Annotated in this window: 23 protein-coding genes; 20 read left to right on the forward strand and 3 right to left on the reverse strand. The window is 47.7% G+C overall.

The window, feature by feature from the left end; translation table 11 throughout:
- Window positions 1-7: 7 nt before the first annotated feature.
- The 12 genes from rnc to MHB82_RS11020 all read left to right on the forward strand — a co-directional run bounded on the left by rnc (window position 8) and on the right by MHB82_RS11020 (window position 12,518).
- Complete coding sequence (gene rnc, locus MHB82_RS10965; protein WP_095287860.1) at window positions 8-706, forward strand: ribonuclease III; 699 nt, start codon at window positions 8-10, stop codon at window positions 704-706.
- A 196-nt stretch (window positions 707-902) separates the two neighbouring features.
- A complete protein-coding gene (gene smc / locus MHB82_RS10970; protein ID WP_110822631.1) occupies window positions 903-4,478 on the forward strand; it encodes a chromosome segregation protein SMC in 3,576 nt (1,191 codons plus the stop codon).
- 74 nt (window positions 4,479-4,552) lie between these two features.
- Window positions 4,553-5,566: a signal recognition particle-docking protein FtsY gene (ftsY, locus tag MHB82_RS10975; RefSeq protein WP_095287858.1), complete on the forward strand. Its 1,014-nt coding sequence runs from the start codon at window positions 4,553-4,555 to the stop codon at window positions 5,564-5,566.
- A 144-nt stretch (window positions 5,567-5,710) separates the two neighbouring features.
- Window positions 5,711-6,358 carry a PAQR family membrane homeostasis protein TrhA gene (trhA, locus tag MHB82_RS10980; protein WP_110822629.1) on the forward strand — a complete coding sequence of 216 codons (648 nt, stop codon included), beginning with the start codon at window positions 5,711-5,713 and terminating at the stop codon, window positions 6,356-6,358.
- A gap of 262 nt (window positions 6,359-6,620) precedes the next feature.
- The gene (locus tag MHB82_RS10985; RefSeq protein WP_095358713.1) at window positions 6,621-6,971 is read left to right on the forward strand and encodes a putative DNA-binding protein; all 351 of its coding nucleotides are present in this window, start codon (window positions 6,621-6,623) and stop codon (window positions 6,969-6,971) included.
- 60 nt (window positions 6,972-7,031) lie between these two features.
- Window positions 7,032-8,408, forward strand: coding sequence for a signal recognition particle protein (gene ffh / locus MHB82_RS10990; RefSeq protein ID WP_024630183.1), 1,377 nt, complete (start codon window positions 7,032-7,034; stop codon window positions 8,406-8,408).
- Between the two features lie 54 nt (window positions 8,409-8,462).
- Entirely contained in the window at window positions 8,463-8,735 is a 273-nt protein-coding gene (rpsP, locus tag MHB82_RS10995; RefSeq protein WP_024630184.1) for a 30S ribosomal protein S16, read from the forward strand.
- Between the two features lie 23 nt (window positions 8,736-8,758).
- Window positions 8,759-8,989: a KH domain-containing protein gene (locus MHB82_RS11000; RefSeq protein ID WP_024630185.1), complete on the forward strand. Its 231-nt coding sequence runs from the start codon at window positions 8,759-8,761 to the stop codon at window positions 8,987-8,989.
- Between the two features lie 248 nt (window positions 8,990-9,237).
- Complete coding sequence (gene rimM, locus MHB82_RS11005; protein WP_341174664.1) at window positions 9,238-9,750, forward strand: ribosome maturation factor RimM; 513 nt, start codon at window positions 9,238-9,240, stop codon at window positions 9,748-9,750.
- Between the two features lies 1 nt (window position 9,751).
- The gene (gene trmD, locus MHB82_RS11010; protein ID WP_095358711.1) at window positions 9,752-10,525 is read left to right on the forward strand and encodes a tRNA (guanosine(37)-N1)-methyltransferase TrmD; all 774 of its coding nucleotides are present in this window, start codon (window positions 9,752-9,754) and stop codon (window positions 10,523-10,525) included.
- 223 nt (window positions 10,526-10,748) lie between these two features.
- Window positions 10,749-11,126, forward strand: a complete 378-nt coding sequence (locus tag MHB82_RS11015) for a VOC family protein (protein WP_095358710.1) — start codon at window positions 10,749-10,751, stop codon at window positions 11,124-11,126.
- A gap of 144 nt (window positions 11,127-11,270) precedes the next feature.
- Window positions 11,271-12,518, forward strand: coding sequence for a hypothetical protein (locus MHB82_RS11020; protein WP_095358709.1), 1,248 nt, complete (start codon window positions 11,271-11,273; stop codon window positions 12,516-12,518).
- A 39-nt stretch (window positions 12,519-12,557) separates the two neighbouring features.
- On the opposite strand, the gene MHB82_RS11025 is transcribed toward MHB82_RS11020, so the two are convergent.
- A complete protein-coding gene (locus MHB82_RS11025) occupies window positions 12,558-13,487 on the reverse strand; it encodes a polysaccharide deacetylase family protein (protein WP_095358708.1) in 930 nt (309 codons plus the stop codon).
- 307 nt (window positions 13,488-13,794) lie between these two features.
- Here MHB82_RS11025 and rplS point away from each other — a divergent pair, with 307 nt between their 5' ends.
- The 8 genes from rplS to MHB82_RS11065 all read left to right on the forward strand — a co-directional run bounded on the left by rplS (window position 13,795) and on the right by MHB82_RS11065 (window position 20,906).
- Entirely contained in the window at window positions 13,795-14,136 is a 342-nt protein-coding gene (rplS, locus tag MHB82_RS11030) for a 50S ribosomal protein L19 (RefSeq protein WP_018883527.1), read from the forward strand.
- A gap of 298 nt (window positions 14,137-14,434) precedes the next feature.
- Complete coding sequence (lepB, locus tag MHB82_RS11035) at window positions 14,435-15,052, forward strand: signal peptidase I (RefSeq protein WP_095358707.1); 618 nt, start codon at window positions 14,435-14,437, stop codon at window positions 15,050-15,052.
- 161 nt (window positions 15,053-15,213) lie between these two features.
- Window positions 15,214-16,077 (forward strand): ribosome biogenesis GTPase YlqF, encoded by an 864-nt coding sequence (gene ylqF, locus MHB82_RS11040; protein WP_095287850.1) that lies wholly within the window; start codon window positions 15,214-15,216, stop codon window positions 16,075-16,077.
- Between the two features lie 526 nt (window positions 16,078-16,603).
- The gene (locus MHB82_RS11045; RefSeq protein ID WP_445671227.1) at window positions 16,604-17,302 is read left to right on the forward strand and encodes a ribonuclease HII; all 699 of its coding nucleotides are present in this window, start codon (window positions 16,604-16,606) and stop codon (window positions 17,300-17,302) included.
- A gap of 30 nt (window positions 17,303-17,332) precedes the next feature.
- Complete coding sequence (locus MHB82_RS11050) at window positions 17,333-19,387, forward strand: hypothetical protein (RefSeq protein WP_341174665.1); 2,055 nt, start codon at window positions 17,333-17,335, stop codon at window positions 19,385-19,387.
- Window positions 19,384-19,692: an EscU/YscU/HrcU family type III secretion system export apparatus switch protein gene (locus MHB82_RS11055; protein WP_110822623.1), complete on the forward strand. Its 309-nt coding sequence runs from the start codon at window positions 19,384-19,386 to the stop codon at window positions 19,690-19,692. Before MHB82_RS11050 ends, MHB82_RS11055 begins: the two co-directional genes overlap by 4 nt.
- The gene (locus tag MHB82_RS11060; protein WP_341174666.1) at window positions 19,689-20,090 is read left to right on the forward strand and encodes a YraN family protein; all 402 of its coding nucleotides are present in this window, start codon (window positions 19,689-19,691) and stop codon (window positions 20,088-20,090) included. The genes MHB82_RS11055 and MHB82_RS11060 overlap by 4 nt, the downstream gene beginning before the upstream one ends.
- Before the next feature lie 258 nt (window positions 20,091-20,348).
- On the forward strand, window positions 20,349-20,906 hold the full coding sequence (locus tag MHB82_RS11065) for a nitroreductase family protein (RefSeq protein WP_341174667.1): 558 nt from the start codon (window positions 20,349-20,351) through the stop codon (window positions 20,904-20,906).
- A 143-nt stretch (window positions 20,907-21,049) separates the two neighbouring features.
- Here the strand turns inward: MHB82_RS11065 and MHB82_RS11070 are convergent, their stop codons facing one another.
- Complete coding sequence (locus tag MHB82_RS11070; protein ID WP_341174668.1) at window positions 21,050-22,654, reverse strand: YifB family Mg chelatase-like AAA ATPase; 1,605 nt, start codon at window positions 22,652-22,654, stop codon at window positions 21,050-21,052.
- A gap of 276 nt (window positions 22,655-22,930) precedes the next feature.
- Window positions 22,931-23,359, reverse strand: a complete 429-nt coding sequence (locus MHB82_RS11075; protein WP_095287845.1) for an organic hydroperoxide resistance protein — start codon at window positions 23,357-23,359, stop codon at window positions 22,931-22,933.
- Window positions 23,360-23,373: the final 14 nt, after the last annotated feature.

Raw genomic sequence — 23,373 nt, forward strand, 5'->3', positions numbered from 1 at the left:
AGTTCGTTTGAGTGAAGATCTGAAGCAGTTACAACACAAACTTCAAATCAAATTTGACAACAGGCAGCTTCTAAAACAAGCGTTTACCCATGCTTCCTATGTAAACGAACACCGATTCAGTCAGCACCAGGATAACGAACGTCTGGAGTTCTTGGGCGATGCGGTGCTTGAGTTGACTGTATCGGAATACTTGTATCATTTGTATCCTAACCGTCCGGAAGGTGAACTAACGAAGCTGCGGGCATCTATTGTCTGCGAGCCTTCCCTCGTCAAATTTGCAGAAGCACTTGGTTTTGGGCAGTATGTACTTCTTGGTAAAGGTGAGGAACTGACTGGAGGACGAACACGGCCGGCTCTGCTGGCTGATGTGTTTGAATCTTTCATCGGTGCATTGTATCTGGATCAGGGATTGGAGCCAGTCAGAACGTTTCTGGACCAGCATGTTTTTCCGTTGATCGTTCTGGGCGGCAAGCTTCAGATGAGCGATTACAAGACGGAACTGCAGGAACTCACTCAGCATCACAATATGGGAGCTCTTGAGTATCGGATCGTCGAAGAACGGGGCCCTGCCCATGAACGTGAGTTTGTCTCGGAGGTCCATATGGGTCAAGAACGGCTTGGCAGAGGTACAGGACGTTCCAAAAAGGAAGCCGAGCAGCAGGCTGCATCCGCAGCGCTTGATCGATTGAAGCTTCCGGAAGCCTGAGCTTTACCGGGTAGCGCATAGACAAACGAAGAGCAAAGAGCAGCCCCTCGGGTCCGCCCCGGCGGAAATTATCGGCCGGACTGCTTTTTGCTCTTTTTTTTGTAAAGAGAGGATGGGGAAGAAAGATTCATTCCTAATCCAAGATCAGCGCTGAAGGAGCACATGAAATAAGCAAGAGGAGGTGACGGGATACCCTATGTTTCTGAAACGAATTGAACTGGGTGGATTCAAGTCATTCGCCGACAAAACAGAGATGGAATTCGTTCGCGGCATTACGGCTGTAGTGGGTCCGAACGGAAGTGGCAAGAGTAATATTTCAGACGGGATTCGCTGGGTGCTTGGAGAACAAAGTGCCAAATCACTACGGGGCGGCAAAATGGAAGACATCATTTTTGCTGGCAGCGATGCAAGAAAAGCCGTCAATTACGGTGAAGTGTCGTTAACGCTGGATAATGAGGATCACGCGCTTGCCCTTGATTTTGGTGAAGTGACAGTGACACGTCGTGTACATCGCAGCGGGGACAGTGAATATTTTATTAACAAACAGTCCTGTCGGCTGAAAGATATAACGGAATTGTTTATGGATACCGGGATCGGCAAGGAAGCTTACTCCATTATCGGACAGGGGCGTATCGAGGAGATTTTGAGTACTCGTTCTGAAGATCGGAGGGGTATCTTTGAAGAGGCATCCGGTATTGTGAAGTATAAATCCCGCAAGCGGGATGCCACACGCAAGCTGGATGAGACGGAGCAGAACTTGCTGCGTATTCACGATTTGGTTACAGAGCTGGAGGACCAGATTGGCCCGCTGAGAGAGCAGTCGGAAAAAGCGATTCACTACAAGGAATTGCGTGGACAGCTCAAATCGAAGGAAATCTCTATGTATGTCTACCAGATCGAACAGATTCATGCGTCCTGGAGCAAGGCGAATGAACGGTTACAGTCGCTAAAAGAAGAGGAAGTTGGTCTTGCCGCCATTGTTTCCACACATGATGCCAAGCTGGAAAGCGACCGGAATGCACTGCGAATTCTGGAATCGGAGACGGAAGAGCTGCAATCTGCCTTGCTGCAGTTCAGTGAAGCAACAGAGAAAAGTGAAGGTCTTGGAGAATTACTCAAAGAACGTTCTCGTCATCTGCAAACCAATCATGAGCAGCTCACGGTTACACTTGCTGCGAGTGAAGAACGACATCGGGAACGTGAGGCTGAGCTGCTTGCATTACGCGAGAAGTTTGGCAAGCTGGAGCAGGAACTGGGTGACGTGCGAAACCGTCTGTCTGAAGAAGAGGCGAAGCTCATTGGCGTTACAGGCGGAATCAGTCAGCAGCAGGAAGAAAGCCTTAAGGGGAATTTGCTGGAACTGATGAACCAGATGGCTCAGACGCGCAACGAGATCCGGTACGCCGATCAGCAGAAAGAGTCGCTTGAACGTCGAATGAACCGTGCATCCGAGGAGTCTGGCAAATGGGAAGAGCAGAAGGAAACGCTCGAAGCCCGAAAAGCCGAGATTGAGAAAAAAGTAGTCCGCTTGGGTAAAGAGATCAGTGACTTACGCGGCGGATATATAACTGAAAGTGAACGACTGCAATCTTTGCAAAAGCTGCTGGAAGAGAGTCGCAGCACGGTTCGAAAATGGGAACAGAAGCGCGAAGCTCAGGTATCCCGCCGGGATACGATGAAAGAGATGCAGGATGATTTTGACGGGTTTATGCTTGGAGTCAAAGAAGTCCTCAAAGCTTCTCGCAAAGGTACTCTTAGTGGTGTACATGGAGCCGTGGCGGAACTGGTTAAAGTTCCTGAAAAAATCGAATTGGCTGTGGAAACTGCAATGGGTGCTGCACTTCAGCATGTCGTTATGGAAAACGAGTCGGTCTCCAGACAGGCCATTGCATTCCTGAAGCAGCGTCAGCTCGGTAGGGCCACATTCCTGCCGCTTGATGTCATTCGTCCACGTACCGTTGGTTCCAGTGAGCGTTCCATGATCGAAGGTATGGATGGTTTCGTGGGGATTGGTGCGGATCTCGTACACTACGATTCCCGTTATGCGAATATCATTGGAAGCCTGCTCGGGAATGTCATCATTGCCGAGACGCTGGAATACGCCAATAAAATTGCGGCACGCTGTCAGTACCGTTTCCGCGTCGTGACCCTTGAAGGGGATGTGGTCAATGCAGGCGGTTCCATGACAGGGGGAAGCCAGCACAAGAAAAATGTAAGTCTGCTCAGCCGGAAACGGCAGCTGGATCAACTGGATCAGGATATTTTGGATACCGAAAACCAGATTGTGAAGCTGCACCGCAGCGTTGACGATGTGAAAACCCAGTTGGAACAATGTCAGGACAAGCTGGATGAGCTGCGTCAATCGGGTGATGATACACGAAATGCCGAACAGCAGGCGTCGATGGAAATGAAACAGGTCGAGCATGAGCTGCGCCATGTGTTGGAACAGGTTGCGGTAGCTGGCCAGGAGAAAAATGGATTTACCGAAGAAATCAAAGAGATGGATACGGCACGCGAAGCAGCTGTGCAGAAGCTGGAGAAGCTTGAAGAAGAAGAGAAGGCAACTCACCGTGCCATTCATGCTGCAGAGTTTGCCCGCAAAGCGAATGAGTCTGCGAAGGAAGAGCTGCAGAGCCAGTTGACCGAACTGAAAGTCAGAGAGGGTAAGCTGGATCAGGAACGGTTCTCTAATGAGGAGCAGCTGCGCCGATTGGAGCGGGAAGTGGAGTCGCTGGTCAAAGATCTACGTCAAAACCGGACACTGCTGGCTTCCATGGAAGCAGACCTGAAAAAAACGCAGGTGGAGAGCGTTAAACAGATTGAAGATCTGAACCAGTTCAAGCTGAAGAAAACGGAAGCTTCCGAGCAGCTGGATTTCAAGCGTGCTGCACGAAGTGAGCTGTCGAAGAAGCTTGAACTTGCTGAGAGTGAAACGAAGGAACAGCGTACACAGTTAAAAGCGGTAGAAGAACAGATGCGTCAGACGGAAATTTCCGTGAACAGGCTCGATGTCGAACTCGAAAACATACTGCGTAAACTGATGGACGACTATGAACTTGGTTATGAGCTCGCGAAAGAGAGATATCCAGTACCGGAAGATGTAGAGAGCACTCAGGCTGAAGTGCAAAAGCTTAAGCGCAGCATCTCAGCTCTGGGTGAAGTCAATCTTGGGGCGATTGAGGAATTCCAGCGGGTTAATGAACGTTACGAGTTCCTGAATGAGCAGAAAAATGATCTGGTGGAAGCAAAAACGACGTTGTATCAAGTCATCCGTGAGATGGAAGATGAGATGGCTAAACGTTTCAAGACAACCTTTGATGCAATCCGCCGTGAGTTCGGTACGGTATTTACCAAGCTATTTGGCGGTGGGCGTGCGGATCTGGTTCTGATGGACCCGGAACGGCTTCTGGAAACCGGAATTGATATCGTTGCCCAGCCACCAGGCAAGAAACTGCAAAACCTGCAGCTCTTATCTGGCGGAGAACGCGCATTAACCGCAATGGCGCTGCTGTTCGCCATTTTGCACGTGAAGCCAGTACCGTTCTGTGTGCTGGATGAAGTCGAGGCAGCGCTGGATGAGGCCAATGTGGTACGTTTCGCCCAGTATTTGCGGGAATTCTCCGAACAGACACAGTTTATCGTTGTTACTCACCGGAAGGGCACAATGGAAGAAGCAGATGTACTATATGGTGTCACTATGGAAGAGGGCGGAGTATCGAAGCTCGTTTCGGTTAGACTGGAAGATGAGGAAGCCGAAATAGCCAGTGCTTAAAGAATTCTATATGCATCAGGAACTTGTTAATTAAATAAACAGCACTAAGATTACGTACACGATGGAGGGGCTTTATGAGTTTCTTTAAGAAGCTGAGAGACAGCATTGCAAGCAAAACGGAGTCGGTAACAAAACAGTTCAAGGATGGACTGGAGAAGACTCGTAAAGGGCTTGTGGAGAAAGTATCCGATCTCGTTATTCGCCGCAAAAAGATCGATGAGGAATTCTATGAGGAACTGGAAGAAATCCTGATTGGAGCGGATGTTGGGGTCAATACCGTCATGAACCTGATTGAAGACCTGCGTGTCGAGGTCAAAAAACGCAAAATTGAAGACGCGGCTGAATTGCAGCCTGTGTTGTCCGAGAAATTGACAGACCTCCTGCGCGGTGAACAAAATAACGAACTGAAGATGAACCCGGATGGCATTACCGTCATTCTGTTTGTCGGTGTCAACGGCGTAGGTAAAACAACAACGATCGGCAAGCTGGCACATCGTTTCAAACAGCAGGGCAAAAAAGTCATTATGGCTGCTGGTGATACCTTCCGTGCCGGTGCAATTGAGCAGCTTGAGGTATGGGGACAGCGTGCCGGCGTTGAAGTCATCAAGCAGCAGGCGGGATCAGATCCGGCTGCGGTTATGTATGATGCTGTGCAAGCAGCCAAACAGCGTGGAGCAGATGTTTTGCTTTGCGATACGGCAGGTCGTCTGCAGAACAAATCCAATCTCATGGAGGAGCTTAACAAGATCTATCGTGTCATTCAGCGTGAGATCCCGGAAGCTCCACACGAAGTATTGATGGTTCTCGACGCGACAACTGGACAGAATGCATTGAATCAGGCCAAACTGTTTGGGGAGAAAAGCGGCGTGACTGGACTCGTACTGACGAAGCTGGATGGTACGGCGAAAGGCGGTATTGTCGTTGCCATTCGTCAGGAACTGGATCTGCCAGTGAAGATGGTAGGTCTTGGTGAGAAAATTGACGATCTGCAGCCATTCGACTCCGAGCAATTCGTGCATGCGTTGTTTGCCGGACTGATCCAAGAGCAACCGGATCAGGACGCAGAAGATGAGGAAGCCAGTTCTTAGAACCATTAATAAATAGGATGATTTAATAGCGTTAACCGTATTGCCAGTGATATACGTGATAAGTGTCACGTGTAATGTCACTGGCAATACGTGTATAATGGGAATAAAGAAGGCAAGGCTAAAGGGCTAGAAAGGACGGTTGATATGGCCAATACCTATACCTATTCCCGTCGTGAGGAAGTCGCCAATGCGGTGACTCATGGAATCGGCGCTGCGCTCAGTGTAGCTGCACTGGTGCTGTTGATTGTATTTTCGAGTATGAAAGGCACGGCTTGGCATGTGGTCAGTTTCACGATCTACGGGATCACCATGTTGCTGCTCTATACGAGCTCTACACTCGTGCATGCATGGAAAGATGGGAAAATGAAAGATTTATTTGAGATTTTCGACCATTCTTCCATTTATTTGTTTATTGCGGGATCGTACACTCCGCTTCTGTTTATTGCTGTTCGCGGCACACTTGGTTGGACCCTGTTCGGTGTAATCTGGGGAATCGCTTTATTCGGCGTGATCTTTAAGGCGTTTTTTACGAAAAGGTTTCTATTCATGTCCACGATTTTCTATATTGCGATGGGCTGGCTCATCATTATTGCCTGGCAACCGCTTATGGCTGCCATTCCTACAGGCGGAATCGTGCTGCTGGTTGCTGGAGGTCTGATGTATACACTGGGTACGCTTTTTTATGTGTGGCGTGGATTTCCGTATCACCATGCGATCTGGCATCTCTTTGTGTTGGCAGGCAGTATTCTTCATTTCTTCATGGTACTGCTGTACCTGACACCACTTCGCTAGAACACGGTAGATAGTGTAAAAACGAATCGGCTCCATCTGTGGAGACCCATTCGTTTTTTTGTTCTATATTAAGGATGCAGCAGGTCGTATTCTGCTGTATAGGAATGGCTAAGATCAACCGTATAGTCACGAAAAATGAGTGCAAAATGAACGTTTTTATTGTGACAAGTATTTTTGCTTGACATCCTGATTTGTTTTCGGTATTATTAGGAACGTTGCAAGAGTGTAAAGTGTTTTTCCTTGACGAAGGGAGTGCCCCGATATGAGTCAAGAAAACCGGCTTGAGAAGACAAACCGGATTAACTTGCTGTTTGCTTTCTATGAACGTTTGCTTACTGAGAAACAGCAAACATTTCTGAAATATTACTTTCATGATGATTTCTCGCTTGGTGAAATTGCAGCCGAGTTCGAGATCAGCCGCCAGGCGGTATATGAGCATATCAAGCGTGCTGAGCAGGTGCTGGAAAATTACGAAAGCAAGCTTGGCTTGCTGGAGAAGCACGAACGACGCAGCCGCAATCTTGAAGATTTGCAAAATGCACTGGAACGCGCAGGCGTCTCCATTGATAACAACAAACAAATAAGCGATATTGTTCACCAGCTCCGGGAATGAGGAAATGGGACGGAACGTATCGGTAATAAAAACAGTATTACAGCTTAAGGAGGTGGGATCATGGCATTTGAAGGATTAACGACCCGATTGCAGAATGTGTTCAGCAAGCTGCGCGGCAAGGGCAAGGTGTCGGATGAAGATGTTGCCGAAGCTATGCGTGAGGTACGTCTGGCATTGCTCGAAGCGGATGTAAACTTCAAAGTGGTCAAGGAATTCATCGCCAAGGTGAAAGAGAAAGCTGTCGGCAAGGAAGTTATGGAAAGCTTCACGCCAGGCATGGTAATCATCGACATCGTTAACAAGGAACTGACGGACTTGATGGGTGGAAGCCAGTCAAAACTGGCTAAAGCGAACAAGCCGCCTACGGTGTTGATGATGGTAGGTTTGCAGGGTGCAGGTAAAACGACGACATCCGGTAAGCTGGCTAAAATGCTGCAGAAGCAAAACAGCCGACCATTGCTGGTCGCGGGGGATATTTATCGTCCGGCAGCGATCAAGCAATTGCAAGTACTGGGTGAGCAGATCAAGGCTCCGGTGTTTACATTGGGAGATCAGACAAGCCCGGTGGAGATCGCACGTCAGGGTCTGCAGCATGCCAAGGATAACGGCAATGACTATGTCATTATCGATACCGCGGGACGTTTGCACGTTGATGAGGAACTGATGGAAGAACTGCGCCAGATTCACAGCGTAGTGAATCCGGACGAAGTCCTGCTTGTGGTGGATAGCATGACAGGTCAGGATGCTGTTAATGTGGCGGAACACTTTAACCAGCAGCTGGATTTGACCGGGGTTGTCCTGACTAAGCTTGATGGCGATACACGTGGTGGTGCGGCACTTTCTGTTAAAGCAGTTACTGGCTGCCCGATCAAGTTTGCGTCACTCGGCGAGAAGCTTGATGCTCTTGAACCTTTCCATCCGGAACGGATGGCTTCACGGATCCTCGGCATGGGGGATATGCTTTCCCTGATTGAGAAAGCACAATCCAACATAGATACTGAGAAAGCCAAGGAAATGGAACGGAAGATGCGTAATGCAGAATTTACGTTTGAGGATTTCCTGGAGCAAATGGATCAGGTGAAGAAGCTGGGACCTATCGATCAGATCATGGATATGATTCCCGGCATGGGCAAGATGAAGCAAGCCAAGGACCTGAAAGTGGACGACAAGCAAATGGGCCGGATTGAAGCGATTGTGTACTCCATGACTACTGAGGAGAAGCGCAACCCCGACATGATCAATCATAGTCGCCGGAAACGTATTGCTACAGGTAGTGGTACATCTCTGGCTGAGGTTAACCGCCTAATCAAGCAGTTTGATGAAATGCGCCGCATGATGAAACAGTTCTCGGATATGATGGGACCTAAAGGCGGCAAGAACAAGGCAATGAAGCAGCTGAAGGGTCTTGGCAAAGGAATGAAGTTTCCTTTCCGTTGATTACATGGGTTGCTGAGGAATATACAGATTTCATTGAAGGAGGTGAATTTTCAAATGGCAGTTCGTATTCGTCTGAAACGTATGGGTGCTCACAAAGCTCCTTTCTACCGCGTAGTGGTATCGGATTCCCGTTCCCCACGTGACGGTCGTTTTATCGAGGAGATCGGTTACTACAACCCGGTTGAACAACCGGCTGTTGTTAAGATCGATGAAGATAAAGCATTGCAATGGCTTCAAAACGGTGCGCAAGCATCCGACACTGTCCGCAACTTGCTGAGCAAAGCGGGCGTGATGAAGAAGTTCCACGAGTCTAAATTGACTAAATAAGGTGCTGATTCGGAGGGTCATCTATGGAAGAATTAGTAAGCATAATTGCTAAGGCTTTGGTCGATCATCCGGAAGATGTGGCGGTTCGGACGGTTGAGAAAGACCGGCTTGTCGTTTACGAGTTAACTGTTCATCCTGACGATGTCGGGAAGGTTATTGGTAAACAAGGGCGAATCGCAAAATCTCTTCGTACGGTCGTCACATCAGCAGCAGTTAAGATGGATAAACGGGTTACCGTCGATATCATATCTTAAAGATATACGAAAGGGGGTTAGGATGCATGTCCTAGCCCCTTTTCGTGCATGCTGAAACTTAAATACTATGATTAACTAGCTCGTCAAACATGAATAACGCTTGCGGTTGCCTTTATCACTGAATTTTAACCTTTGAATAATGAAATTTAAAATTAGAGGATAACAGCGATCGGATAACGATCTATAACTGGAACGACCTTAAGAAAATCATGACTTTGAATAATATTGAACGAATGCAGGAGGAACGTATGGCAGAGTTTATGAATGTAGGTAAAATCGTCAATACACACGGAATTCGTGGTGAGTTGAAAATCATGCCTTTAACCGATTTCCCGGAAGTGCGTTTTGCGAAAAATGCGGAGCTGTATTTGTTTACACCCGATAACCACCCTGTGATGGTTCATGTGGAATCGGCACGATTGCATAAAAATATGTATATCGTACGATTGAAGGAATACGGAAACATTAATGAAGTGGAAAAGTTCAAAGGCGGCATAGCCAAAGTCTCCAAAGAGAACTTGGCTGAGCTGGAGGAGAATGAGTATTACTTCCACCAAATCGTTGGATGTACTGTTGTGACAGAAGAAGGTGAGAACCTGGGAACCATCTCTGAGATTCTGACGCCTGGAGCCAACGACGTATGGGTTGTTAAAACGGCGGCAGGCAAGGAAATTCTGTTACCCGTTATTGACGATGTGGTACTTGATGTCGATGTGAATGAGAAACTGGTTAAGGTTCATCTGATGGAAGGATTGCTGTAACATGAGAGTAGATGTACTAACGTTATTTCCAGAAATGTTCGAAGGTGTATTCGGGACAAGCATTCTTGGCAAAGCTCAGACGAAGGGGCTCGTGTCACTGAATGCAGTAAACTTCCGGAATTATGCTACGAATAAACATAATACGGTTGATGATACACCTTATGGCGGAGGCGGAGGAATGGTATTAAAGCCTGATCCGATCTTTGCTGCTGTGGAGGATGTCCTTGAAAAACGCAGCAAAGAGTCAGCAGCAGCATCGGCCAAACCTCCTCGCATCATTCTAATGTGTCCGCAAGGTGAGACGTTTACACAGAAAAAAGCAGAAGAACTGGTACAAGAAGATCATCTGATTTTTATCTGTGGACATTATGAAGGCTATGATGAGCGTATTCGCGAATTTCTCGTCACCGACGAAATATCCATTGGGGACTATGTATTAACCGGAGGTGAGCTGCCTGCAATGGTTGCCATCGACAGTATTGCTCGTCTGATCCCTGGTGTCCTCGGAAACGAGACGAGTGCTGTCACGGATTCATTCAGCACAGGGCTGCTCGAATATCCGCATTATACACGACCGCCTGAATTCAGAGGCATGAAGGTACCGGATGTGCTGTTATCTGGACATCATCTGAATATTGATGCATGGCGCAGAGAACAATCTCTAATTCGTACGTTGGAGCGCAGACCGGATATGCTGGATACTGCTGAATTGACGGAAAAAGAACGGATTTGGCTCGATAAACTTCGTTCTGAGATGGAACGGACTTCCGAGTAGCTGCAAATATTTTAAGATCGCATGGTAAGTAGCATAGCTATGATTACAAGATATACAGACCACCCTTGGTTAACAAGGTTGGTCTTTTTTTGTTGTTGTGGGAGTATACGAAGGAAATTTCAAGATGATTGAAATGTAAAAAGATGGATTAAATAAGCAAACTATTATAAAATATAATTATGAAACGTTGTTTCACTTAATGAAACGAGGAGGGGTTACTGAATTGAATTATAACTTTTATGGTCTTGATCATGTCCAACTTGCGGCACCAGAAGGATGCGAAGCGGAAGCACGGAGATTTTTTCATAACCTTATGGGATGGACCGAAATTCCGAAACCTGAAGTTCTAAAAAAACGTGGTGGTGTATGGTTTCTATGTGGAACTCATCAGGTTCATATTGGAGTACAAAAGGATTTTGTGCCCGCAACCAAAGCTCATCCAGCATTTCACGTTCAGAACCTAGACTTACTTAAGGAACATTTGAGCGGCAAACAGGTTCATATCATAGATGACGATGCGAGAACGGATGAAGGAGTAAAACGCTTCTATGTTCACGATCCTTTTGGCAATAGGCTGGAGTTTTTGGAATGGATTAAATAGGATGAGGCAGCAATCCTGCAGGAGTAAAGAATGTGAATGTTTATTTTTTCAGGAATTCAGAACAAGAGCTGTCAAAAACAGATGAGATCTTTATGTTAAATTTAGGGTGAGCAATCTATAACGATAAAACGGAGGACGAAGATAATGTATCATCAGCCTTACGAGATCGGCAGAATAGATATAAGTAAAGCCGGGGAACGATGCAAAATGCTTCTCGGGGATCTGAATGGAGATGGACGATTAGAGATGCTCCTGGTTCAAGCTGACGGCGGAATCGATGACCGTTATGTTCCGCATCAGGTATCTTGTCTGACGGCATATGATCTGGATGGAGAGCTCCTCTGGCAAGTGGGAAAGCCTGATCCGGATGCTGGTGGTCCTGGATCGGATTACCCCGCTCAAATTGCGGATTGGGATGGAGACGGGAACAATGAAGTTATTTGTATCATGGGTAAGCAGTTTCTGATTTTGGACGGAAAAACCGGAGATATTAAAAGCACACATTCTTTACCGGGTGAAGAGGCACATGACTGCATTATTCTTGCGAATCTGACCGGGGATGAGCAGAAGCTGGATGTCATACTCAAAGATCGCTATAAAACCTTATGGGCACTTGATCATGATTTCAATCTTCTATGGAAGCACGAAGGCAATGTAGGACATTTCCCATGGGTATACGATATCGATGGAGATGGGAAGGATGAGGTTATGGCAGGCTATGACATGCTTGATCATGACGGAACCTTACTATGGTCTTGCACTGATCTGGACGATCATGCAGATTGTATCTGGTTTGGAGATGTGAACGGAGATGGTCATATTGAAATCGTTATCGGCGGCAGTGTAACGGTAATGATGGACCGTTACGGCCATGAGATATGGCGCTATGCCGATTCTATTGAATCGCAGCACATCGCTTTAGGGAAATTTTGCGACGGGCTGCCCGGTTTGCAGATCGCTGGTCTTGATCGTATCATCCGCGGTGATCTGCATGGAAAAGACGGAATGTTTTTGTTGGATTGCGAGGGAAAAGAACTCTGGAAGGAAGATCGGACTACACGTGGCTGGCTAACGATTATAGAGCCTGTACGGGACTGGGATGACAGTGGACTGGATTATATATTGGCTTATCGCCGAGGCGGAGGGGTACGGCCTTCTTTGGTAGATGGACAGATGCAATCGGTTGCAGTATTCGGAAAAGAAGGATATGCCGTACATGCTGATCTCTGTCAGACCGGTAAAGAACAGATCATAATCTACGACGCGACTGAAGCTGTCCTGTATTCCAGCTCCAAGATTGAACTGACCCCATGGACCTCCAAAAAAGCCGAGCCACAGTCCAAAAGACTGTACAGCTCGACTCTATATCCAGGCGGAGAAGTGTTGATTTAACTTCTATTGACTGATGTCGACCAAAGGGAGTATTTCCGACTAATCTGCCTCTGGGTTAAGCAATTTGGCTAAATCCGTTCCGGTCGTCACTGTTAGTCTTGGGAGCTTCATCGGGTTATCTCCCGGATGAACAAAACCCGAGCGAACCGAGAAAGCCATGCGGTAGCCATTTTGCTGCAGCTGATAAATCATTTGTGTGCTGGTGTAACCGAAAGGATATGCCAAATAGGGCGTGTCGATTCCCTTTTCCTTCATCATCTTGATATCATCGCTCAGCAGGCTTGTATCAAGTCCTGCAGGCACGCTCTCACCGCAGCGCATAAACCCCTTGTGATGCAAGTTATAGGTGTGGCTGTTAAACTCAAATACATCTGCTGCTGCCTTCATCTCCGGTTCGGAGATAAATGTTTTTTTGGCGGGATCAAAATCAGCTGGCTGATCCTGAATCTTGCTGCCGATGACAAAGAGAGAAGCATGAAAATTATATTTTTTGAGTACGGGATAGGCAAGTGTATAATTGTTCTGATATCCATCATCAAAAGTGATCACAATGGACTTCTTAGGTAGTGAGATCAGACCATTTACGTAGTCTTCTAACTGCTCCAATGTAATCGTAGTGTATCCTTCATCATGCAAGTACTTCATATTGTCCTCGAAATCCTCAAGGTTAATGATGGACTTGTTTCCTGTTTCGTGATTATTCACTTTGGGCTGTATGTAGTGATACATGAGTACAGGAACTTCCGTAGCAGTACCAGGCGCAACTTGAAAGGTAGCCAGATTCAGCCCGGTCTTGCTAGAGTAGTCCGTGTGTGACATCAGGAATGCTTTACGCTTGACCATGTCCCAGGATGTGCATGCTTTGTGCGATAGTGCATTTGTCGGATGATTAACAGCGTAGGCATATAGCGTAATGATGCAAGTAATTGCGGCTAGTGACGCAAGGGTAAACCTTTTCCAATATTTCATAGTTCGGTTGTTTCTCCTTATACAATTTCATTTCTTAGTGCAATGCAGACAGACCTTCAGTAATCTACCAAGCTATATCATAGACGAACATTCTTGACAGAAAGTTACATTATTTTTTCCGTAATGTGGTTGACTTCGGGTGAAAGAGTTGTTTGTGATATTATGTTTATTTTTCCTTGTGTTTTGATATATGGCATGGTACAATAATTCTGTTATGTGGAATACGGCGGTCCTCTATGGATAATGAAGGAGACAGGGTGTTCTCCGGAAGAAGTATGAACGCCTGTACGGAAGGAGGGAGTCATAGATGAATATCGTTCAAGCGATTACTCAAGAACAACTTCGCAAAGATATTCCGAGTTTTCGTCCTGGTGACACTTTGAAAGTGCACGTTAAGGTTATCGAGGGAACTCGTGAGCGTATCCAATTGTTCGAAGGTGTTGTGATCAAGCGCCGTGGTGGTGGAATCAGTGAGACTTTTACAGTTCGTAAAATTTCTTACGGTGTAGGTGTGGAAAGAACTTTCCCGCTTCATTCCCCTAAAATCGATAAAATCGATGTGGCTCGCCGTGGTAAAGTGCGTCGTGCGAAGCTTTATTATCTTCGTGAACTACGCGGTAAAGCAGCGAGAATTAAAGAAATTCGTTAATATAACGGATACCGGAGAGGGCTTGGAGACAAGCCCTTTTCGTTTTTGTCCGGGAAAAGTTGAACCGGAGGTACACTTCCGAGTAAAATGGTATGGCGGCACACGCGTGAGAGTCCGGGAGGCTTGTGTAATCAGTTAGAGCATATGTAATATGCGGATCATTTGTATTAAAATGAAATGCTCGTGTAGAAGTACATAACTGATTTGAGAATTTTCATGAATTCAATGAAATGAATGATGTGAAAAGCTGGATGTGTAAACTGCTATAACATGTACCGTGAAGAGAGGAAGATCAATAATGGAACAGGAAGTTCAACACCAGGACAATTCTGCCGAAGAGAAGGGCAGTCGATCCAAAAAAGCCAAAAATGAAATTGTCGAATGGCTCAAAGCGATTGTGATCGCATTGGTGCTCGTTATTTTAATTCGATGGTTATTGTTCAAACCGTTTGTCGTGGACGGACCTTCCATGCAGCCGAATTTCCATACAGGTGAACGTGTCATCGTGAATGAAATCCTGTACGATATCCGGGAACCACAGCGCGGAGAGGTTATCGTATTCCATGTCCCTTCTGAAGGACGTGATTTCATCAAGCGTGTCATTGCTGTAGCGGGTGATACTGTGCAGGTGAGTGGGGATACGGTTATGGTAAACGGAGAGAAAGTGAATGAGACTTACATTCAGGGAGCGATTGACGCAGCCGAAGCGAATGGCGGAACCTATAATGTGAAGGACTTCCCGAATGAGCAATTCCCGGATGGCAAGGTACCAGAAGGCCATGTGTTTGTAATGGGCGACAATCGTCCGAACAGTACGGATAGCCGAATGATTGGATACGTGTCTCTAGAAGATATCGTAGGACGTGCAGATGTTATTTTCTGGCCGATCGGTGATATCAAGTGGATTAACCACTAATCAAGTTCAGGATATATAAGCTAAATATATCGTTTACTCCATACCAGAGAGGGCAAAATAAGAATGGGGATACCCGTGACCGGAAACGTGTTTGCCAATGAAGGGATAAAGTGAATTGTAGCTTTAGCTTATATATCATTAAATAATGAGGTGAAGACAAGGTGACGATACAATGGTTTCCAGGTCACATGACCCGGGCCAGACGCCAGATTCAGGATAAGTTAAAGCTGATTGACGTGGTCATCGAACTGCTGGATGCCCGTCTGCCTGTCTCCAGCCGTAATCCGATGATTGATGAAATTTTACAGGGTAAGCCTCGCATGATTTTATTAAACAAATCTGATCTTGCGGATGCCAAGGTGACACAGGAATGGATTGCCCATTTCAAAAATGAAGGAATTACTGCGTTCCCTGTGGATGCATCCACAGGTACCAATGTAAAAGACATTCCGGCACAGGCTCGCTTGCTGCTCAAAGAGAAAATTGACCGTCAGCTTGCGAAGGGTATTAACCCGCGTGCCGTTCGTGCACTCATTGTAGGTATTCCCAACGTAGGGAAATCCACATTGATTAACCGGCTTGCTGGACGAAATATTGCAGCGACGGGAGATCGTCCTGGTGTAACGAAGGGTCAGCAATGGATTAAAGTAGGCAAAGAGATGGAACTGCTCGATACGCCAGGTATTTTGTGGCCCAAATTCGAGGACCAGAACGTAGGTTATCGGCTTGCGGTCACAGGAGCCATTAAGGAGGAGATCCTCAATGCCGAGGATATCGCCTTCTTTGCAATTAGCTACCTGATGCGCTACTACTGGGATGCTCTGGAGGAACGCTATGAGCTTCAGGAGTTCTCCAAAGATGCAGATGATTCGGATAGCGTTATAGCCATCATGGAACAGGTTGGTCGTAAACGGGGCTGTATTGTTAGCGGTGGACGTGTGGACCTGGAAAAAGCATCGCGTGCTTTTCTGCGTGAATTGCGAGCAGGTAAGATGGGACGCTTCTCTATGGAAGCCCCATATTAAAACGGATTTGCATATGCAATATTGAGCCGAAAGAAGCGGCCGTTACCGGATTACCGGGAGCGGTCGCTTTTTTCATTTATACAAAAAATATGATAGAGCAGCGAATATAAAGCAGGGATGAGAGATGACCACAAATAGGAAGGGATGAGATTGTCTTGTGTATATATCTGAGGTATAAAAATCGTGCTATGATGAGAGTTCAAGCTATTGGCCTAGTTGATCACAGGATATCTTCAATTTAAATCTTCAGATACCGATAAATGAAGAAACAAACTCTTATTATTATATATGCATATCAAGGTGCTAATGAAGACGAAGTAATTTTTGCTAATCTGAAAAACAAAGAGCTGGAATCTGCGTCTATAACAGAGTACCACGTTCAGGGTATGATCAAGAGAGTAATTGATTTACTCATATTAGCGTGTCAAAAAAATGGGTGCTTCCCGAGCCGTGCTCAGGGACTCGAGACGTTGATGACTTATAGAGAAACATGTTAAAGCTTGCGAGGGTAGAGGAGATGAAAGCAATGACTGAACATAATGAAATGAATGAACTGATACCAATGGAACCTTCTGAATCCAAGAAGAAAAAAGCAGAGATTGAACCTCGTGATCTGCTGATTCATGAGAGGGAGTATTGGGAGAGTGGTTTTGAGCGAATTGCAGGAATTGATGAAGTGGGCCGGGGATGTCTATTCGGAGATGTGGTGGCCGCTGCTGTCATATTGCCTCGTGATCTGATACTGGAAGGTGTTAATGATTCCAAAAAACTAACAGAGAAAAAGCGTGAAGCTCTGTATGACGTAATTATGCAAAAGGCTTTGTCCGTAGGTATTGGTTTTGCGGATGCAGAAACGATTGATCGGCTCAATATTAAACAGGCCACTAGACTGGCAATGAAGCGTGCTGTGGAGGCCTTGGACGGATTGCCTGACTATCTATTGGTTGATGCCGAAAAAGTGGACGTAAATGTACCTCAGATCTCCATTATCAAAGGCGATGCCAACAGCCAGTCCATCGCAGCAGCATCCATCATTGCGAAGGTAACCCGCGATCGGCTCTGCAAGGAGGAATGGGAGACATTATATCCAGAGTATGGTCTGTCGATACATAAGGGATATGCAACAAAGTTTCATCGCGAACAGATCATGGCTCTTGGAGCCACGCCGATGCACAGGCGGAGCTTTCTCGGCAATCTGCTCGGCGAGCAGCATACTTTGTTTTAACCAAGACGTAAAGGAAGGAGGGAGAGAACTGTGAATATTAGCTCCATGATTCGTGGTCTCCTGGGAGACAGCAAGCCGGGGAATGCCAAGCCGCTAGAGCTTAAGGAGGGTCAGGTTGTACGTGGATCTGTCGTAAGTGTCTCAGAGGATGGTGGAGAAGCTGTTCTGCAAATTCAGGGCGTACAGGTACGTGCGAAGCTCGAGACACCACTTCGCCCAGGGGAAACCACACTACTTCAAGTGCAGCCGCCTGGAGAGAATGGCGTGACCGTTATGAAGCCGCTGGCTGGCACGTTGTCTGAACTGCCGCAAGCATCCTTGAACAATCTGCTTCAAGAGGTAGGTTTACCGGATACCAAGGGAAATCGGGAACTGCTGCTCGCCATGCAGCGCAGCGGGTTACCGCTTACGAAGGATAATGTGGCCATGGTTCAAAATATGATGACTGTCAAACCAGCTCAGGTACCTGTGGAAGAGTGGGTGCAGGCAACGGGTATTGCTTTTCAGCGTGGTCTGCCGATTACGGCGGAAACGGTAAAAGGATTGCATCAGACGGTATTTGGTCCACCCCTTCATCAGCTGCTAAATGGGTTAACAGAGCAGCTGGAAACGTTTCTTACTCAGAATGCGGGAAAAACCATGGTCATGGGCGAACATGCAGCCACACCAAAGCTGCCAGCGTCGGGTGGTTTGCCTATAACAGCAGCCGGAGGGCAGCAAACGGATGATTCGGGAATGTCTCCGGCTGGAGGACGTCAGGCGGGAACCTCTGGCCAAACGGCACCACTGCCGCAGGGTGCTACAACAACCCCGACAGGAGCAGGTAATGTTCCGTTGTCCAACAAAGGCACAGCGGAAGCAGCGGCAGACCTGCGGGGACATATACAGACTAACCAGGGCTCGGGGAATGCTGAGACTGCAATAAAATCTGGAGCCGGACAAGCGGAAACGGCCGGAAAATCTGGGCCAGGCATTCAGGCAGGGACGGGAATCCCTGGAGAGAGCCAGCGTGCAGTGGAAACTGGCCGCCCGGGTATACCTGGGGCGGCAGCGGATGTGGCAGCTGGACGAGGGATTGCCGGCCAGCAGGAAGGTAGCGCGGCTAGGCGACCAGATGGCCGCGCGGAGACGCCAGCAGCTGCGAGTGCTTCGCCCGCTGCAGCGCAGACCGGGGCAGCAGCACCAACAGCGGCGCAACTGGCGCCGAAGCTGCTGGCCCTGCTGGACGCGCTGCGCAGCGCGACCACTGCCGCACCGGCACAGCCTGGTGCGGCAACACAGGCCGCCCCTGCGCCCGCGGGCGGCCAGGCGGCTGCGGCTGCCGGAGGCGTGCCGCAGCCTGTACCAGCCGGCGCTGATGCGCAGCCGGCTGGGGGGAATGCGGCAGCACCTGCGGGAGCTGCCGCACAGCACGCGCCTATCACCCACGAGGGAGACCCGTGGGTGGGGCGCGTGCTGAAGCTACTCGGTGCAGAGCACGAGCAGCAGGCAGTGCACGGCGCGGCTGCGCAGTCGCGCGTGGGTGAAGCGGCGAGTCCGGGCACCGCGGACTCGCTGAAGGGCTTGCTGCTGCAGCTTGCCAGCAGCGACAGTGCCCCGGCGGCCCTGAAGGAAGCCGCCGGGCAGGCTGTGCAATACCTGACGGGTCAGCAGTTGCTGATGACAACGGACCGGGGCTCTACCTTTGCCCAGATGCACTGGTTCATCCCGATTACCGGACCCAATGGAGAAGAAACGGCTTCTGTACAGATTCAATCCCGGCGTGGCCAGCGCGGTGAACTGGATGCATCCAATTGCAGATTGTGGTTTGATCTGGACATGAAGAGTCTCGGGCCAACACTGGTCGATGTGCATGTCGTCAACAATATTGTCAGCCTTCGGGTTCTCAACGATCGGGAGGGCATGGGTCCGCTTCTGGATAGCGGGCGGGAAGTGATTCAAGAGGCGCTGGACAAGCTGGGCTATCAATTACTAACCTTTAAGACAGAGCCCTGGCCAGTTGGCCAGGAACCGGGTGCTGAGCGTAAAATAAATGCGTCCGACTACAGCCCTGATCGCTACAAAGGGGTGGATATGCGAGTATGAAAGATGAGCCGCAGCCAGATCTTCTTTCCAAAAAGGCTGTTGCCTTAAAATATGTACCGGGAGAAAGTGAAGCACCGGTCGTTGTAGCCAAAGGCCGCGGCAAAGTCGCGGAAGCAATCCTTGATAAAGCTAAGGAAAACGGAGTTCCTGTTCAGGAGGACGCAGCACTGGTGGAAGTTTTGTCCAAGCTTGACTTGGACGAGCAAATTCCGGCAGAGCTCTATCAACTGGTGGCTGAGGTGTTAACCTATATTTACCGAGCAGACCGCCTCGCTTCCGGACGTGAGGGAGAGGATACATGGTGAGCCATTCACCTGGACCAGGACATAACTCTACTCCCAAACTTACGCGTCAGCAAAAAGGCAAGTTGGGTGAAGAAGCGGCCTGCAGGTGGCTGCGTGAGCAAGGTTATCAAATTATGGAACAAAACTGGCGTTGTCGCCGTGGTGAGATTGATATTATCGCTTCACATGGTGATCTGCTTGTCTTTGTTGAGGTACGAAGCCGTAGTGGAGCAGGGAAGTATGGTACACCGCAGGAATCGGTAGATCTCCGTAAGATGCAGCAGGTTCGTTCCACGGCTGCCGTATACCTTCAACAATCAAGAGGGAGAGAATTACAAATTCGTTTTGATGTGGTTGCTGTGATGCTTGATCCGGCAGGTCTGATTGTAACTGTTGAGCACATTGAAAATGCGTTCTGAATTAATAAACTGAATCAGTTTAACATGGTGTTGTCTAAAATGAATGGATTCTCTCGTGAATTCAAATTTTAGAAACACCTTTTTTGTGTGAAACATAGCCAAAACTCATTCCATGGGCGTTCTTTGAATCTGAAGAACGGTTCGTTGTATAATCAAGAATGTAACCAAGCGTATTGCATTTTATTTATTATAAAAGTCCGTTAGCAGCGCTATTGGAATTTGCTGTGATGGAGAATTTTCCATAGGGAGGTAAGTTCAGTGACCAAATCTACAAATATTGATACAGTTAATGATGTAAAAAGTGCCATTCAAAACCGGCGTACCGTTAAAAAGTTTAAAAAAGATGCTGTGCCTACAGAACAAATTATCGAGCTGTTAGATACGGCAGTCTGGGCACCAAACCATAAATTGCGTGAACCGTGGAGATTTTTGTTATTTACTGGAGATGGGCGAAAGAAGCTTGCAGAAGCGATTGAAGCAGAGATGGGCGAAGATAACAAATTTTCAGCCAATGTTATGCAGGTACCATCGATCATGCTTGTGGTTCTGGAAGAGGATCCAAGACAAAATATATGGGATGAGGATTTTGCTGCAGTAAGTGCACTGGTGCAAAACTTTATGCTAGCTGCATGGAGTGAAGATATTGGAACCTTTTGGGTAACCAAGCCTTTCCTGTATGCACCGAAATTCCGCAAACCACTGGGGATTGAGGCTGGCGAAAAAATTGTCGGTATGGTCTACATGGGTTATCCGGAGGTCATCCCTTCTGCGAAAGAACGCACACCGGCCAAAGACAAACTTACCCTTTTTGATTGAGTAAATAGAATGCCTGTCCGTGTCTTAACCAATAAACCGTTCAAGGTCTTCTTTTCAGTGAAATGAAGGAGATAACCTGAACGGTTTTTTTAGTGGCGTCATTGAAATGACTTTACATGTTATGAGCTGGAGCTGCTAAGGGTCTAAAACAAATTCAGATCCAACTGCCGATACTGAATCGCCTCAGCCACATGAGCAGTTAAAATTTCGCCGTCATGATCCAGATCGGCAATTGTCTGTGCCATTTTGATAATGCGATCATGAGCACGCATACTTAAGTTAAGAGCCTGCAGTGTTTGCTGGAGCAGATGGTCGGCTTCTGCGGGAAGACGTGCTGTTCGACGGAGCAGTCTTCCGGATAACTGACTATTCCAACGCACAGAGCTGCTCGCATAGCGCTTTGCCTGGATATGATGAGCGTGGACAACCTTGGCTTGCATCTCGGCAGAAGTGGGGGAAGGTGCTGCCTTCCGCCATTCGCCAGGTGGAGGAACCTCGACCTGCAGATCTATTCGATCCAGCAAAGGGCCCGATATTTTGGCCCGATATGCTGCAACGCGTGAAGGGCTGCATATACAGCGCTGATCCTCGGATTGAGCGGACAAATACCCGCACGGGCAGGGATTCATGGAGCATGCAAGCATAAACTGTGCGGGAAACGTAAAAGCAGCTCTTGCTCGGCTTATGGTGACCGTATGATCCTCCAGTGGCTGCCGTAAAACTTCAAGAACTTGACGATGAAACTCAGGAAGTTCATCAAGAAACAGAATACCGCGGTGTGCAAGGCTGACTTCACCCGGCTTCGGAATACCGTTTCCACCGATGAGGCCGGAAGTGGATATCGTATGATGTGGTGACCGGAAGGGTCGTTCCGTAACCAAACCGGTTGACGTTTCTTTCAGTTTCCCAGCAGCACTTAGCACTTTGGTGACTTCCAGTGCTTCTTCCTCTGATAACGGAGGGAGAATAGTGGGCAGACGTTTGATCAGCATCGTTTTGCCAGTCCCTGGTGGTCCCACTAGCAGTATATTATGCATCCCGGCTGCGGCAATCATCAGCGCACGCTTCACATGATGTTGCCCGAGGACATCACTGTAGTCATCGTTTAGCGAAGCCGGAATCTGAGTCTTGGCGTTGGGAATGGAGAGACCCTGTTCATATGCTGCAGGTTTAATAAGGTGAGCGAAGTTATTCAAAACGACCGTTCCCGCTTTGGGCAAGACACCATCTTTCGTCTGGGAATCAGGCTTATCTGGCGCAATGTCTCTTAAATGTCCGATTCCATATACGTTGATACCGCTAATTAACGAAGCTTCTGCCAGATTATCAACGGGGAGGAGAACGGAAGTGAAGCCTTGACGCTTAGCCAGATCCACCATGGCAAGTACACCTGGTACGGATCGAACCGAGCCATCCAATGCCAGTTCGCCGAGTAAAAGTGTTCTTTCCTGGGACGGCAGCACGAGCTGCCCACTTGTCATTAGCAAAGCTACGGCAATAGCAAGATCAAATGAAGAGCCTTCTTTGCGAAGGTCAGCTGGGGCAAGATTGATCGTAATCCGTTGTAATGGATATTGATATCCGCAATTTTTGACAGCAGCACGAACACGCTCTACCGCTTCACGAATCGCCGAGTCCGGCAGGCCGATAATGGAAGTCTGGGGCAGTCCGTTGGACAAATCTGTTTCCACTTCAATTAATACCCCGTCAATTCCATATAAACATGCACTATACAATTTTCCGTACATAATAAAAAAGAAACACCTCACTTCGTCCTTGGCTGCGCATAATGCGGGCCAGTGTGCGAATTAAGGTGCTTCCTCAGCTTCTAATAAGCATTGTATATAAAAGAAATCAGGGCGTCAACCTGTCTTCATCATCGCTGCAATTCTAACCCTGAATTCTGAATTTTTATCAATTCACTCTCGTGAATATCATCAGAAAATCATTGTCTGAATAGGTTATATCATTAATAATACTAACCATCTCAAAGAAGAGGAAATGAAACTGTTTTACGAATTTAATTAAAGTACGTTTAGTTCGACATCAATGTTGCCGCGTGTTGCACGGGAGTAAGGGCAGGCTTGATGAGCCGCTTCTACCAGCTTCTCTGCTGTAGCCTTGTCTACGCCTTTTGCAAGAACGTCGAGTGTTGCCGCGATGCCGAAGCCGCCGTCCTCCACTTTTCCGAAATGAACTGTAGCTGTGACTTCAGTACCTTCTAACTTGATTTTTTGCATGCGGGCAACCATATTTAGTGCACTATCAAAACAAGCTGCATAACCTGCTGCAAACAATTGCTCCGGGTTGGTACCTTCTCCACCTGCACCGCCCATTTCTTTCGGTGTGCGTACATCTAAACGAAGTTCCGGACTGGAGGATTCTACATAACCGTTACGTCCGCCAACTGCTTTTACCGTAGTTTCATACATTTTTTGTTGAATAGTCATCATGTCAATTCGCTCCT

The organism is Paenibacillus sp. FSL K6-2862, from assembly GCF_038005125.1.
Classification (GTDB): domain Bacteria; phylum Bacillota; class Bacilli; order Paenibacillales; family Paenibacillaceae; genus Paenibacillus; species Paenibacillus illinoisensis_A.

Bases quoted from the DNA above. Each gene is read 5' to 3' on its own strand.
- smc (WP_110822631.1), top strand. From the start codon at position 903: ATGTTTCTGAAACGAATTGAACTGGGTGGATTCAAGTCATTCGCCGAC.
- ftsY (WP_095287858.1), top strand. From the start codon at position 4,553: ATGAGTTTCTTTAAGAAGCTGAGAGACAGCATTGCAAGCAAAACGGAG.
- trhA (WP_110822629.1), top strand. From the start codon at position 5,711: ATGGCCAATACCTATACCTATTCCCGTCGTGAGGAAGTCGCCAATGCG.
- MHB82_RS10985 (WP_095358713.1), top strand. From the start codon at position 6,621: ATGAGTCAAGAAAACCGGCTTGAGAAGACAAACCGGATTAACTTGCTG.
- ffh (WP_024630183.1), top strand. From the start codon at position 7,032: ATGGCATTTGAAGGATTAACGACCCGATTGCAGAATGTGTTCAGCAAG.
- rpsP (WP_024630184.1), top strand. From the start codon at position 8,463: ATGGCAGTTCGTATTCGTCTGAAACGTATGGGTGCTCACAAAGCTCCT.
- MHB82_RS11000 (WP_024630185.1), top strand. From the start codon at position 8,759: ATGGAAGAATTAGTAAGCATAATTGCTAAGGCTTTGGTCGATCATCCG.
- rimM (WP_341174664.1), top strand. From the start codon at position 9,238: ATGGCAGAGTTTATGAATGTAGGTAAAATCGTCAATACACACGGAATT.
- trmD (WP_095358711.1), top strand. From the start codon at position 9,752: ATGAGAGTAGATGTACTAACGTTATTTCCAGAAATGTTCGAAGGTGTA.
- MHB82_RS11020 (WP_095358709.1), top strand. From the start codon at position 11,271: ATGTATCATCAGCCTTACGAGATCGGCAGAATAGATATAAGTAAAGCC.
- MHB82_RS11025 (WP_095358708.1), bottom strand. From the start codon at position 13,487: ATGAAATATTGGAAAAGGTTTACCCTTGCGTCACTAGCCGCAATTACT.
- rplS (WP_018883527.1), top strand. From the start codon at position 13,795: ATGAATATCGTTCAAGCGATTACTCAAGAACAACTTCGCAAAGATATT.
- lepB (WP_095358707.1), top strand. From the start codon at position 14,435: ATGGAACAGGAAGTTCAACACCAGGACAATTCTGCCGAAGAGAAGGGC.
- MHB82_RS11045 (WP_445671227.1), top strand. From the start codon at position 16,604: ATGACTGAACATAATGAAATGAATGAACTGATACCAATGGAACCTTCT.
- MHB82_RS11055 (WP_110822623.1), top strand. From the start codon at position 19,384: ATGAAAGATGAGCCGCAGCCAGATCTTCTTTCCAAAAAGGCTGTTGCC.
- MHB82_RS11070 (WP_341174668.1), bottom strand. From the start codon at position 22,654: ATGTACGGAAAATTGTATAGTGCATGTTTATATGGAATTGACGGGGTA.
- MHB82_RS11075 (WP_095287845.1), bottom strand. From the start codon at position 23,359: ATGATGACTATTCAACAAAAAATGTATGAAACTACGGTAAAAGCAGTT.